Source organism: Photobacterium nomapromontoriensis, from assembly GCF_050336815.1.
In the GTDB taxonomy this organism is placed as follows: Bacteria; Pseudomonadota; Gammaproteobacteria; order Enterobacterales; family Vibrionaceae; genus Photobacterium; species Photobacterium nomapromontoriensis.
This window is the reverse complement of record NZ_JAKJSL010000011.1, coordinates 1-14,433: the sequence shown is the minus strand read 5'-3', so window position 1 is coordinate 14,433 and position 14,433 is coordinate 1. Positions and strand designations below refer to the sequence as shown.

Sequence of the window (14,433 nt, the reverse complement as noted above, 5' to 3'; positions counted from 1 at the left end):
GACCACAGGACCACAGGACCACAGGACCACAGGACCACAGGACCACAGGACCACAGGACCACAGGACCACAGGACCACATGCTTTTCCGCTTTTCCTAGTCCCTATTGTCTCGTTCCTCGCTCTTTGCTCTTAACTGCTCTTCCGCTCCTGCTCGCCCCTAGTTCCTCGAACCTATTCTTCTGCTCTTACTCGTCCCTTAAAACTCGCTCCTGCTTTTCTCAGCTCTTTCTTGCCCCTCGCTTTTCCCATTTCTCGCTATACTTATAATCATATCAATAAGATTGTTTGTATTACGCTTGTTTGGGGATGTCATATGAAATTATCAGTTATTACGCTGGTCGCTATGGGTATGCTCAGCCTGTCTACCTTTGCGGCTGAAAACACGCCATCCAGTCAAACTTCTTCTGCTACCACTACCTCATCAGCCTCGACGGTAAGTCAGCAAACCTCTGCTGATAGCGCTGCACAAGCAGCGACAGAGGCCAGTACTAAAGGCAAAGCGGCTGGGATTGATACTGCGTTAGCGGCGTCTGCGGGGGGAATCACTGCAACGGTATTAGCAGTAGGGGCTGCGGCTGCAGTGATTGCTGTTGCGTTAGCCGATAGCGGCGGTGGTGATGATACCGCGCCACCGGTAACGGCTCAGGCGGAGTAGGAGCGGGATAAAGCAGGGACGAGAAAAAGCGGGAAGGGCAGGGACTAGGACGAGCGGAAAGAGCTGGGACGAGTAGGAGCAAGAGCAAGAGAAGCTGGGTCATCCCACAGGACTCTAGTCCCGCCTTTGCTCTACCTAGCCCCTTCGGCTCAGTGTTCTTTCGCCCCCGCTCTTCCTCGTCCCTTTAGACTCGACACTCGCCCCTGCTTTTCCACTCTTGCTCTTCCGCCCTTAACCCGCTCTTCCTCGTCCCTTTAAACTCGACACTCGCCCCTGCTTTTCCACTCTTGCTCTTCCGCCCTTAACCCGCTCTTCCCCGTCCCTTTAGACTCGACACTCGTCCCTGCTTTACCGCTCTTGCTCTTCCGCCCTTAACCCGCTCTTCCCCGTCCCTTTAGACTCGACACTCGTCCCTGCTTTACCGCTCTTGCTCTTCCGCCCTTAACTCGCTCTTCCTCGTCCCTTTAGACTCGAACCTCGCCCCTGCTTTTCCGCACTTAAATCTTCTTCCCTTTCACTAACTTTCTGACCCACATCCGGCCCGGGTGCAGTGCCTCAAGTACGTCGTTTGGCAACGGTAGCGGATCGCCACAGATCTGCGATGCCAGTACTTCACCCAACAGCGGGGCAGAGCTTAAGCCTCGGGAGCCAAGGCCAATCATGGAATACAGGTTAGGGTAGACAGGTACCGGTTTGGCACTGTCTTGCTGCTCTTTTAAATCGGTATATTGTTCAAGCACGCGGTCATAGTCACAAACATCCCCGACGAACGGAAGGTGATCGCGGCTGGCGCAGCGTACGCCAACACGGGCATTGTTGGCGGATAAATCGATGTCGTTTGGCCAGCGGGCATCGGGCAGACAGTCGACCAAGCGTTGCTTGTTATCGGCATGCTCTTCGGCACTGAAGGCCAAATCGGTTGAGCCTCGGCGGTAACTGGCACCGATGCAGTGGCTGTCTCCGGTCGCGTTCACTGGCGTCAGGTAGCCGTCATAGCAAAGCACGGTGTTCAGCTCATTCAGTGATGGATTGGTTGGGATATGGCTAACCTGACCGCGTACCGAGTAAGCGGGGATGGCTTGGGTCTGTTCATATTCAGCAAAGCGGTGGCCGTTGGCGACAATCACCGTATGGTGCAGATATTGCTGACCATGGCTATCGGTAAGCTGCCAGCGCTGATCATCTTGTTGCTCAAGCTGTTGGATGTCGGTGTCGGTTTTGAGTGTCAGACAGCCTAGCGTTTGTGCTTGCTCGATCAATACTCGGGTTAACGCTTGTGGGCATAGCCAGCCACCAAGTGGGTAGTTGACACTACTGTGACCCGTTTCTACGCCGGTGACCGCTTGTGTTTGCTCGGCATTCAGTGGGCGGATCAACGTTTCAGGGAAACCGCCAGTCAGCATTTTATCCAGCTTGCTGGTGGCATTGTCGTCCCAGGCCAGTTGGGTTACACCGCACCAGTCGTGCGCAAAGGTGCTCTTCTGTGCGGCCTGATCGACAAATTGGCGAGCGTACAAAAATGCAGGCGCAAAAAATCGTGACAGCGCGTCACTGGAACCATTGAGTAGGGGATAAACGGCTCCCTGACGGTTACCTGATGCGCCTTCTGCCGGTAGCGGATCGGCGCAGTATATGGTGCTATGCACGCCGCGACGAGCCAGTGCCAAGGCGGTGGTCGCTGAGCCTACGCCGCCGCCAATAATCGCGACAGGGTCTTGCTTATCAGGGGTGTGGTTATCGAGGTGGCTGGCGGCGTTACGGGTGTACCACGGCTTCACATTGGTACCGTACTGGCGTTCAGTGACGCTGCCTGCCAACATGTCGCGTTTGGTGCCAAAGCCTTTGACCTTCTTCATCGCAAAGCCAGCGTCGATCAGCCCGCGACGGACAAAGCCTGCCGCGGTGAATGTGGCAACACTGCAGTCAACACGCGCGAGTTTGGCCATCCCATCAAATAACGTCTGGCTCCACATCTCTGGGTTTTTGCTCGGGGCAAAGCCATCTAGGAACCAAGCATCAACGATACCGTCTTCATTCGTCCATACTTGAGGCATACAGTCTTTAATGTCACCGAACCACAGATCGAGTGTGATCATGCCATCTTCTAATACGATGCGGTGACAGTCAGCGACAGCGGGTGGGTAGTGGCTATGCAGCTGCTCGGCAAGCTCGGCCAGTTCCGGCCATGACTGATGGGCTTTGATAAGATCTTGCTGGGTAACGGGGAATTTTTCAAAGCTGATAAAGTGCAGCTCTTGGGTGATCGCCTCTGGGTTGGCTTGACGAAATGCTTTAAACCATTGCCACACGGCGAGGAAGTTCAAGCCAGTGCCAAATCCGGTTTCAGCGATGACAAAGCGACGGCGATCAAACGTTTCCCAACGGCTGGGTAGTCCGTTTTGCTGTAAAAAGACATAACGGGTTTCTTCCAGACCATTGGTATTAGAGAAGTATACATCGTCAAAATTATTAGATACCGGAGTACCTACTTCATTCCAATCGAGTACGGCATTCACAATGCGAGCCTTTGACATATCAGACGATTTAATTTCGGAGTCAGACAAGGGGAGAAACCTTCTAGTTGCGATAACAGATGGCATTACCCGCCATAATGGATGGCCGTAAAGGGCACCATTCGTGGTAATAATGCACAATTTTAATGAAATTATGGGGGATTGTACCTGATCAAAAGGAAAGCTGACCACTTTTGGCCGACAAACCCGTTATTATCGTCAACGTTAAATGACAGTAGGAATTCATCATGAAACGAGCCGTAATTACAGGCATGGGTATTGTATCCAGCATTGGTAACAACGTTAAGGAAGTGCTGGAGTCTTTGAAAGCGGGCAAATCCGGTATTACTTTCTCTGAACAGTTCGCAGAAAACAAGCTGCGCAGCAATGTTTGGGGCGATTTAAAAATGACCCCATCAGAGCATATCGATCGTAAGAAAATGCGTTTCATGGGCGATGCAGCAGCGTTTGCATATCTGTCTATGGAACAGGCGATTGAAGATGCTGGCTTGACTGAAGATCAAGTCTCGAATGATCGAACTGGCCTTGTGGCGGGTTCGGGTGGTGCATCGTCAGCCAATCAGGTTGCTGCCGTTGATATTCTGCGCGAAAAAGGCGTGAAGCGAGTTGGCCCTTACATGGTACCGCGTACTATGTCATCAACCGTTTCTGCTTGTCTGGCAACGCCATTTAAAATCCGTGGTGTTAACTACACCATGAGTTCTGCGTGTGCAACATCGGCACACTGTATTGGACACGCGGTTGAGCTTATCCAACTGGGTAAACAAGACGTTGTCTTTGCGGGTGGCGGTGAAGAGCTTGATTGGTCTCTGACCATGATGTTCGATGCCATGGGCGCACTATCCACCAAATATAATGATGATCCATCAAAAGCCTCTCGTACTTATGATGCTGATCGTGATGGCTTCGTTATTTCTGGTGGCGGCGGCATGCTGGTGGTTGAAGAGCTTGAGCATGCGTTGGCACGTGGCGCGAAGATCTACGGTGAAATCGTGGGCTACGGTGCAACCTCTGATGGTTATGACATGGTAGCGCCATCAGGTGAAGGTGCGGTTCGTTGCATGAAGATGGCGATGCAAAATCTTGATGCCCCTGTTGATTACATCAACACACACGGCACCTCAACCCCTGTGGGTGATCTGAAAGAGCTTGGTGCTATCCAAGAACTATTCGCCGGTCACAGCCCAGCGATTTCAGCGACGAAAGCCATGACTGGCCATGCGCTGGGTGCGGCAGGTGTGCATGAAGCGATTTACTCAACATTGATGTTGGATAACGGCTTTATTGCGCCAAGCATTAACATTGAAAATCTTGATCCGGCAGCTGAAGGGCTGGATATCGTGACGGAAACCCGTGAGCAGGAACTGAAGACAGTTATGTCAAACAGCTTCGGCTTTGGTGGTACCAACGCGACGTTAGTGATCAAGAAATACGAAGAATAAGAGTAGAGACAAGAGCCAGCGAAGAGCAGGTTCTAGGGGCGAGTTAAAGCAAAAAGCAGGGCTCGCCTTGAACATTGAGCTCTTTCTCGTCCCTAGAAACTCGCCCCTCGTTCTTTGAATCGAAGATGATTTTGTATTCTTTTCCAGGGCGGTATTGACTCTGGTTTTACGCAAACAGGCTTTTTGCAAAGACTGAATGTGCGTGAATAACCAAAAGCCAGTACCAACGAACAGACGCGACATTAACCGTAGTCATAGTCTTTCTTTTGTAAGATCGTTCTATGATCACTATTGGTGTTTTTATATCCTGGATATTCGCCCGGCAGATGTTTTCTGCCGGGCATTTTTGTATTTAGGGCAGGAGAAGGAGGGGCTAGGGACGAGGAACGAGTAGGAGCGGGAAGAGTAGATTATAGGTTCGAGGGACGAGTTTTGAGGAACGAGGAAGAGCGGGTTAAGAGCAAGGAAGGAGGGGCTAGGGACGAGGAACGAGTAGGAGCAGGAGAAGCAGGAGCGAGGAACTAGTTTTGAGGAAGAGCGGTTAAGAGCGGAAGAGAAAATGCAAAAGCGGACCTATGGGCCTTGGTCTCATGGATAACAGCGGAATAATAAAAGCAGGGGGGGAGCTCAGATTTTGCTCTTTTTCCTTTACACTCGAAACTCGTCCCTAGCCCCTGAAGCGCCACAGGACCAAGAACCGCTCTTGCCCTTCCGCTCTTTCTAGAAACTCGTCCCTAGTCCCTATTGTCTCGTTCCTCGCTCCCGCTCTTCCTCGTCCCTCTCCAATGTTTTAAAATAACACCGTCTCTTGCTAACGTAATCAGGATCAACCCATGAAAATTCTCATTGATGAGAACATGCCTTATGCCGCCGAGCTCTTTAGCCAGTTAGGTGAGGTGATCAGTAAACCCGGACGTACATTGACTGCGGACGATTTAGTGGATGTGGATGCGTTGATGATCCGCTCAGTCACGAAAGTGAATGCCAAGTTACTAGAAAAAGCCAATAAGCTGAAGTTTGTCGGCACGGCAACGGCTGGGCAAGACCACGTTGATGAGGCATTGCTTAACGAAAAAGGGATCTTTTTCACGGCAGCGCCTGGCTGTAATAAAGTCGGGGTGGCGGAATATGTACTGAGTAGCCTGATGGTACTCGGACAGCAGCAGGGCTTTTCCCTGTTTGATAAAACCGTCGGCATTATCGGTGCGGGCAATGTGGGCAGTTATCTGGCCAAGTGTCTGGATGCGTTGGGAATCCGTTATCTGCTTAATGACCCGTTAAAACAGCAGCAAGGGGATGAGCGCACGTTCCACACGCTGGCACAGATCCAGCAGCAATGTGATGTGATCACCCTGCATACACCGATCACCCGCAACGGTGAATACCCCACTCACCATTTAGTGGATGAAGCGTTCATTGAAACGTTACTGCCAGGGACCATATTGATCAATGCGGCCCGAGGGCCAGTCGTTGATAACCAGGCTCTTAAGCAAGCGTTATACCATAGCCAAACCGGGCAGGGGAAAGCGTTAACAGCGGTGCTGGATGTGTTTGAGTTTGAGCCACAGGTTGATTTGGCGTTATTACCGTTGCTGGCATTTGCGACACCGCACGTGGCAGGGTATGGCCTAGAAGGTAAGGCTCGCGGCACGACGATGGTATATAACCGTTTCTGTACGTTTCTCGATGACACACTTGGGGAAGAACGGGGTAAAAATAAGCAGGTAGACGCATCAAGCTTGTTGCCTATCGCCCCCATTCCTCATGTTACATTGAGCCAGCCATGGGATGAAGCCACCCTGTTTAGCCTGACGCAGTTGGTCTACGATGTCCGCCGCGATGATGGTGTGTTCCGTCGTGAAATGGGGCAAACAACGGCGGGTAGCCTTGAAATGGCCGCTGCGTTTGACCGGATGCGGAAAAATTACTGGGATCGCCGTGAATATAGTGCGATTACGGTGGCGGGCGAGGCCCATTTTGGGGTAGAGTCGCTGGCTAAATTAGGTTTTACAGTAGAGGAAAGGCCATGAGCCAGGAATTTGATATTGCAGTACTCGGTGCAACCGGCGCAGTCGGCGAAGCCATTATAGAAGTTCTTGAGGAACGCAATTTTCCTGTTCGCAAGCTCTATTTATTGGCTTCTGAACGTAGCGCGGGCAAAACATTGCGCTTCAAAGACAAGAGTGTGCGTGTAACCAATGTTGAAGATTTTGATTGGGGACAGGTTCAGCTGGCTATTTTCTCAGCAGGTGCAGAGGCGTCAGATCATTGGGCACCGATTGCGGCTGAACAGGGTGTCGTGGTGATTGATAACACATCACGCTTCCGCTACGACTACGATGTACCGTTGGTGATCCCGGAAGTGAATCCGCATGCACTGGCTGATTACCGTAATCGTAATATTATCGCCAATCCAAACTGTTCGACGATTCAGATGCTGGTGGCACTGAAGCCGATCCACGAAGCTTACGGTATTGAGCGTATCAATGTGGCGACGTATCAGTCGGTATCAGGCTCAGGCAAGAAAGGCGTTAATGAGCTTGCAAGCCAAACGGCCAAGCTTTTGAACGGCCTGCCAGCTGAAACCAGTGTCTACGACAAGCAAATTGCGTTTAACTGCCTGCCTCATATTGATGAGTTCATGGACAATGGCTACACCAAAGAAGAAATGAAAATGGTGTGGGAAACACAGAAAATATTGGGCGACGGTAATATCCGCGTTAATCCAACCTGTGTTCGTGTTCCTGTGTTCTACGGGCATGCAGAAGCGGTTCACGTTGAAACCTGCCAGCCAGTGAATATTGATGAAGCGATTAGCTTGCTGGAAAATGCAGAAGGTATTGAAGTCTTCCATGGCAATGAATACCCGACGCAGGTGAGTGATGCGACAGGTAAAGATCATGTGATGGTCGCGCGTATCCGTGAAGATATCAGTCATCCGTGTGGGATTAACATGTGGGTTGTGGCTGATAATGTACGTAAAGGTGCGGCAACCAACAGTGTTCAGATTGCTGAAAAGCTGATTGCTGAATACTTGTAACATAGAGGGGCGAGGGAGGGCCGAATTGAGGTTATTTCTCGCGTCTTACTGATCGTTTTTCGAATCTCACCCTATTTGTGAACCCCTCTCACAAACTCACGTTCAAAATCATTGATAATAGGTCGATACCTATTATTCTAGTATTTCGCGCTATGGGTAGTTAGCGCACATAGTGTGCGTGATTGATTCATAGCTTTTTCTGTCAAAGAGGACTACGGGCAGTGTCTGACACTTCGACGATGATAAAACGCCTTATTTTACCGGTACTTTTCACCACCGCTGTTATTTCTCTACCGGTTCAGGCCAATACGATTCGCATCGTAGGTCCATCCCAAGATGAACAGCCTGTTGTTCAGTCCAATACACGCATACCATCTGATCAGGTATTTGCCAGCGCTAACCGATATGGGCCAACGACGGATCAAGAGACCCTCTGGTCTATCGCTTCCCGTTACCGACCGAATGATCAAGTATCAATTTATCAGGTGATTGGCGCCATTTTTCGCAATAACCCTCAGGTTTTTGAGCATAACAATATTCACGGGTTGCTACCGGGTAGCACCTTAGTTATCCCTTCTCTTGCTCAGATCCAACAGGAAAATATTGACGTGGTTAAGCGGCGTCTTGAGGCCGATAAGCGCTCAATCAGTCGTACAGCCGCGAGCACGCCAAGCTCTAGACCGACTCCTGCTCGGGTTAATAAACCAACACCGGCAGCACCAAAAGTTGTGGCAGAGCCAATAGCCAAGCCCACTCATGATAAAGCGGTGGCGCCGAAGCCATCGCCGCAGGATGCCGCGACGTCAGCGTCAGATCAAGCGCCGCAGATTCCGCCTCGGCCTGTCGGGCTGCAAAATCAGTTGGATGCTTCTGATGAGCAGATGACGAAGTTATTGGAAAGTAACCATTTACTGCGTGTTCGTTTGGCCGAAATGCAGCATGAGGTGGCGGCACTGCAAGATCAGATGACCGATGACGAACAACTTCGGGATCAGATCAAAAGCTTTATTGAACAGCAGCGGGCGCAGGCGACTGAGCCGGCTATCCCTCAGCCATCATTCTTTGACCGCATGATTGATAATCCATTGGCGTTGGCGGGAATGGCGTTGATCCCTGGCGCGTTGATCGCGGGTGCTCTCGCGTTGTTCTTGCTTGGCCGTAAAAAAGAAGAAGATGATGAGATTAAATCGTTGGATGGCCCGTCAGCGACGACAGAGCCCGCGGCAATCGTGCCACCTATCCCTGCTGACGATGAGGACGTGCCAAATCTAGCGCTGGGTGATGACGGTGTCGATGATCTCTTTGCGACAGATGAGACATTGTTTGATGATCCAGAAAATAGCTTGTTCAGCGACGATGACAACACGGATGCTGATAACCTCGATGAATATAATGTCGACGGTGGATTTAACCCAAGCAGCATTTCAGTTAAGAGTGATGAGCAAGCGATCGGCCTCGAGGATATGGAGCGAGCACTCGATGAGATGGATAAAAAGGTCGATCATAACGCTGACGAAGCATTGGCTGCGATGTGGGAACAGTCACTTCAGTCAGGCGATGATGATGATAGTTTCGACTTATCTTATGAGGGCGACGAACTCGATTTTGATTCATCAGAAGAGGACGATGATGCCTTACTTGATCAGGCGATGCTGGATGATCTTTTCTCTGGAATGGGCGATGAGTCGACAGACGATGAGCAGAAACCGGCAGATCCTACCGAGCAATTGATTGATCAAAATGATCTTGATGCGCTATTTAACAGTGTAGCGGTTAACGAGCCGCAAACTGGCTCAGAAGAGAATAGCCAGGCAGGTCAACAGAGCGAAGAACAGGCGCAGCAAGCTGCGATTGACTTGGCATTGGCCGAAGTGCAAATGCTGTCAGCATCTTCTCAGGATGATATCGACTCACTTTTTGCCGATAACAGCACCGCGTTGCTTGATGAATTGGTTGAGCAGGATGAAGCGGATGAAGATGACAGCTTAACCTCTGATATTGAGCTGGAAGAAGACAGCACAGCGTTGTTGGATGATCTGCTTGGGGATGATGAATCCGACGAGTTACAGGCACCCGATATTGAACTTGGCGAGAACAGTGTCGATTTGCTGGATGATTTAGTTGGTGATCTCGAGGATGACGACGATCCTGAGGCGGATTGGTCTGACGATGATGAAGAGCCTGTCGTTAACGCCGACGATATAGCGATCGGACCCGATAGTACTGATTTACTTGATGATATCCTTGCACAATATGGCACACATGCTCCTCTGCCTGCAGAGCCAGAGCCAGAGCCAGAGCCAGAGCCAGAGCCAGAGCCAGAGCCAGAGCCAGAGCCAGAGCCAGAGCCAGAGCCAGAGCCAGAGCCAGAGCCAGAGCCGCTTTTAAATGATGATTATTTGCAGGAGTTGTCTGAAATTGATCAGTTGTTGGCCTCATCAACAGCAGACGACGAAGGTGACGAAGATGTTGCATCCATAGGTCAAACCGTGGAGCAGCTACTCGACAGTCTGAATGCAGATGAAGAGGATGCTGATGCTGATGCTGATGCTGATGCTGATGCTGATGACGACACCGATTTAACCGATGTAGAAGAAGCTTCTGAGTCGGTGGATGAGGAATTCCCGGTATTCGATGAGGAAACGGCGCTTGCTGAAGCCGATATGCTTAATGACGTGATTCAGTCTGACAGCATGGCCGAGGTAGCGCGCAATAACGAACCGCTTGACTTGGATGATTTCCCGGAATTTGACGAAGAAGCGGCATTCAATGATCCAGAAGCGGAGCCTGAATCCGAGGCGCCGGTGCCGATCAGTGACGATGAAGAGCAGGCTGTACTGAATAATATTGTCAGGCAGCTTCAGCAAGCGGTAGAAGCGGCAGAGAAAACGCCTGTTGCACCGCCTGTAGCTGAATCGGTCGTCGATGTTGATGCAACAACGAGCCCTGAGAGTGAGCAGAGTCAACAAGAGAGAAGCGAAAAGCCTTCAATTCATGGTCACCAACAGGTCGAGTTTGAATCTTTTGACCCGGATCAGCTGCCAGAATTTGGTGAAGATGATGCGCTGCAGGCTTCGTTTGATGAGCAGCATGAGCTGGAACAGTACGAATTTGAGCAAGGCTTAAAACAGCATGTTGACCCAGACATGTTGCATCAACCAGCGGCAACAACGGTAGCTGAAACTGAGCCGCAATTAGCAGATTCAGCAGGCTTAGATATGGAGGCGCTGCTGAGTGAGCCGGATGATGAGACGCCTACGGCAACGCCATCCCAGACGGCATCGGTGGTTGATGACGAAGTCTTGGCGGATTTAGAGCGTGACGAGCTTTTTGCGCCAGCGGATCTGAATGATGAAGCCGATATGTCGGCACCGCTTGATGAGGATCTGTCTGACGAAGAGAGCGCTATCTGGACGGCCAATAATCCTGAACCTGAGCTGGAAGTGGAAGATTGGACTGAACAGCCAGAGATGAATAATGCTGATGTGGCCGAGTTCGATGTGGAAGATTGGCAGGCGGATGATTCTGAATCCCTGTTGGTAGCAGAACCAACACCGACTGAAGAGCCCGAAGAGGATATTCAGCCGATTTCGCCAGAATCGTACATTAGCATTGAAGAGCTCATGAAAGATTTGGATATCGACGTGTCGTCGGATGAGCTGGACTCTGCGCCTCTTAACCTTGATGTTGGGTTAGATGAATTTCCCGATGTGCTGTCAGGTATTGATGCGTTTGATGTTGATAGTCAAGGGGAGTTCGCCAGCAAACTTGATTTGGCCAAAGCTTACCTTGAGATGAATGACACGGATGGCGCACGCGATTTGTTGGAAGAAATTGCTCAGCAAGCCGACGAGCCATTGAAATTAGAAGCCAAAGCCTTGCTTGGAAAGATGAGAGTATAGGTTCGAGGGACGAGTCTAAAGGGACGAGGAAGAGCGGTTTATAGGTTCGAGGGGCGAGTTTAAAGGGACGAGGAAGAGCGGTTTTTGGCCCTGTGGCCCTATGGAAGAGCTTTAGGGGCTAGGGACGAGTTTCTAGGAAGAGCGGAATGGCAAGAGCGGTCCTTGGCCCTGTGGCCCTATGGAAGAGCTTTAGGGGCTAGGGACGAGTTTCTAGGAAGAGCGGAAGGGCAGGAGCGGTCCTTGGCCCTGTGGCCCTATGGAAGAGCTTTAGGGGCTAGGGACGAGTTTCTAGGAAGAGCGGAAGGGCAGGAGCGGTTCTTGGCCCTGTGGCCCTATGGAAGAGCTTTAGGGGCTAGGGACGAGTTTCTAGGAAGAGCGGAAGGGCAGGAGCGGTTCTTGGCCCTGTGGCCTTATGGAAGAGCTTTAGGAGTTAGGGACGAGTTTCTAGGAAGAGCGGAATGGCAAGAGCGGTCCTTTGTAGTGGCATAGTGAATTTGGTCACTTAGTTAGAGGTGATATCATCACCTCATAAGTTAACAGGTGACATTATGACAAAACGTACAAGACGACTATTTAGTGCAGAATTTAAGTTAGAAGCAGCGCAGCTAGTCCTAGAGCAAAACTACTCAGTAACTGAAGCGGCCCAAGCTATGAATGTGGGCAAATCTACGATGGATAAATGGGTTCGCCAGCTAAGAGAAGAGCGCCAAGGGAAAGCACCAAAAGCTTCACCTATGACCCCTGAGCAAATAGAAATTCGGGAATTAAAAAAGAAGCTGGCTCGCCTTGAAGAGCATAATGAAATACTAAAAAAAGCCACGGCTCTGTTGATGTCGGACTCACTGAACAATTCTTGATTATCAAGAAACTCAAGCAGAGCTACAGCGTAAAAACATTATGCGAAGTCTTCAATGTTCATCGAAGTAGTTATAACTATTGGCTCAAACGACCAACGGTAATTAATGCTGAAACAGTAAAACTTCGCAGCTTAGTTAGTGAGGCCCACGCCGCAAGCAATGGCTCAGCGGGGGCGCGAACCATTGCAGATATAGTCACAAATCAGGGCATGAAGCTGAGCCGATACCGAGCAACAAAGCTTATGAAAACTCTTGGTTTAGTGAGTTGCCAAGAACCAAAGCATCGTTACAGAAAAGCTTCACAAGAGCATATTGAAGTTCCCAATCACTTAGGACGTCAGTTTGCTGTCACCGCACCAAATGAAGTCTGGGTTGGCGATGTTACATATATTTGGACGGGTAATCGGTGGATGTATTTAGCGGTCGTTATCGATCTTTTTGCTCGTAAAGTGATTGGTTGGTCGATGTCTTTATCACCTGATAGTCGGCTAACAGGCAAAGCTTTGTCGATGGCTTATGAATCTCGCGGCAAGCCAAAAGGTGTCATGTTCCATAGCGATCAAGGTAGTCACTATACCAGTCGTAAATACCGCCAATTACTGTGGCGTTTTCAAATAAAACAGAGTTTATCTCGCAGAGGAAACTGTTGGGATAATGCACCGATGGAGCGCTTCTTTAGAAGTCTGAAAACGGAATGGGTGCCAACGGTGGGTTATCGTAGCTTTGCTGAGGCTCAACAAGAGATCACTCGCTACATCATTGGATATTACTGCCAACTCAGGCCACATCAGTATAACGGTGGTCTAACTCCTAATGAGTCTGAACGATTATATTGGGAAAACTCTAAAACCGTGGCCAATTTTAGTTGACCACTACATTTATACAAATGGCTGAACCGACGCAGCGGAAGGAGAAGTTATAACTGGAGTAATTTCAAGAAGATGTTAGGGTATTTCAATATTGTGCAGCCGAAAGTCAGCAAGCGATTTGTGGTTGTTGATTGGTATTAGGGTCGTGTTTTACACGAGTGAACGTATAACTGAAGAGCCGGATGCGGTAGTTCCGCACGTCCGGATCTGGGTGGGGTCGGTCTGGTAACAGGCCGCTCTACCACGATTATAACAAGGAGAGTTTCACGAATGAAACTGACATCAGAACGATTAATGATGGAGCAGTTATCGCCAAATGACTGGTCGTTGTTTCACTCCTTACACGCTGATTATAGAGTGATTTCTTTATGCTTTGACGAACCTTCAATGGATGAGATTAAGGTTAGGTTTGCAAGTCGTCTTCGCCTTTGGTTACCTGATTCTAGTCATTGGTTGTGCTTAGTTGTAACCAAGCGAAACAATGGAAAAAAAGTAGGGGTAACAGGCTTTTGTATTCAAGATGGCGTAGCCGAAGTAGGTTTTATGTTCCTACCTGAATATCAAGGGCTTGGTTATGCAACGGAATCACTAAAATCTCTTATTGAGTATTCTCGAATTCACTGGGATATTGAAGCTTTTAATGCTGTCGTTACTGAAGGTAATATTGGTTCAGAGCGAGTATTAGTTAAAAGTGGTTTTTCTCAAGTCAAAGTAATTACTGATGCTTATGAGATTGGTGGTAAATTGTATTCTGATCACATTTACCATTTGGGAAATATTGTTATATAACAAGGCATTTAAGACGGATTCTCAACGCTTGGCGATTTCAGTCTAGGTCGGCTTCAGTGCTAAATGTGGCAAGGTTTAGGCTTGGGTGGTCGCGTTGTTCACCACTTAATGCGGCGCTGACGGATCCCCTCATAATTTGCCCAGCCCTTCGGTGTGAGTGAGTCGTTGATATTCAAGCATTGCCCATTGATATTGGGAGTCGTTAATTTGATATCGTCGATGAACTCGAACTTCCCGCCCAAGTCGTGGTATTGATAGGACTCTCCGGTGCTTGATGCTGTTAGCTTGAAAGTCAAAATGCCACTTTGCTTGTGCAGCCGCTAAACCATTCCACCACATTAAAA

At 49.7% G+C, this 14,433-nt stretch carries 8 protein-coding genes and 1 pseudogene; 7 read left to right on the top strand and 2 right to left on the bottom strand.

Annotated elements, in window-relative coordinates:
* Positions 1 to 314 precede the first annotated feature (314 nt).
* The gene (locus L4D12_RS00655; RefSeq protein ID WP_428445889.1) at positions 315 to 656 is read left to right on the top strand and encodes a hypothetical protein; all 342 of its coding nucleotides are present in this window, start codon (positions 315 to 317) and stop codon (positions 654 to 656) included.
* A gap of 497 nt (positions 657 to 1,153) precedes the next feature.
* On the opposite strand, the gene mnmC is transcribed toward L4D12_RS00655, so the two are convergent.
* Positions 1,154 to 3,190, bottom strand: a complete 2,037-nt coding sequence (gene mnmC / locus L4D12_RS00650) for a bifunctional tRNA (5-methylaminomethyl-2-thiouridine)(34)-methyltransferase MnmC2/FAD-dependent 5-carboxymethylaminomethyl-2-thiouridine(34) oxidoreductase MnmC1 (protein ID WP_428445890.1) — start codon at positions 3,188 to 3,190, stop codon at positions 1,154 to 1,156.
* A gap of 227 nt (positions 3,191 to 3,417) precedes the next feature.
* Here mnmC and fabB point away from each other — a divergent pair, with 227 nt between their 5' ends.
* From fabB to L4D12_RS00620, 6 genes are all read left to right on the top strand, one after another.
* A complete protein-coding gene (fabB, locus tag L4D12_RS00645; RefSeq protein WP_428445888.1) occupies positions 3,418 to 4,632 on the top strand; it encodes a beta-ketoacyl-ACP synthase I in 1,215 nt (404 codons plus the stop codon).
* A gap of 833 nt (positions 4,633 to 5,465) precedes the next feature.
* Positions 5,466 to 6,662, top strand: coding sequence for a 4-phosphoerythronate dehydrogenase (locus L4D12_RS00640; protein ID WP_428445887.1), 1,197 nt, complete (start codon positions 5,466 to 5,468; stop codon positions 6,660 to 6,662).
* Positions 6,659 to 7,672, top strand: coding sequence for an aspartate-semialdehyde dehydrogenase (locus L4D12_RS00635; RefSeq protein ID WP_428445886.1), 1,014 nt, complete (start codon positions 6,659 to 6,661; stop codon positions 7,670 to 7,672). The genes L4D12_RS00640 and L4D12_RS00635 overlap by 4 nt, the downstream gene beginning before the upstream one ends.
* A gap of 221 nt (positions 7,673 to 7,893) precedes the next feature.
* Positions 7,894 to 11,574, top strand: coding sequence for a FimV/HubP family polar landmark protein (locus L4D12_RS00630; protein ID WP_428445885.1), 3,681 nt, complete (start codon positions 7,894 to 7,896; stop codon positions 11,572 to 11,574).
* A gap of 548 nt (positions 11,575 to 12,122) precedes the next feature.
* Positions 12,123 to 13,300, top strand: a protein-coding gene (locus L4D12_RS00625) for an IS3 family transposase (RefSeq protein WP_428445884.1) whose coding sequence is annotated in 2 segments (ribosomal slippage) — positions 12,123 to 12,381 and positions 12,381 to 13,300 — 1,179 coding nt in all. Because the reading frame shifts where the segments join, the coding sequence is not laid out codon by codon here.
* A 270-nt stretch (positions 13,301 to 13,570) separates the two neighbouring features.
* A complete protein-coding gene (locus tag L4D12_RS00620) occupies positions 13,571 to 14,089 on the top strand; it encodes a GNAT family N-acetyltransferase (protein WP_428445883.1) in 519 nt (172 codons plus the stop codon).
* Positions 14,090 to 14,218: 129 nt separating this feature from the next.
* On the opposite strand, the pseudogene L4D12_RS00615 reads toward L4D12_RS00620, so the two are convergent.
* Positions 14,219 to 14,433: pseudogene (locus tag L4D12_RS00615) on the bottom strand (IS4 family transposase); the annotation flags it as partial.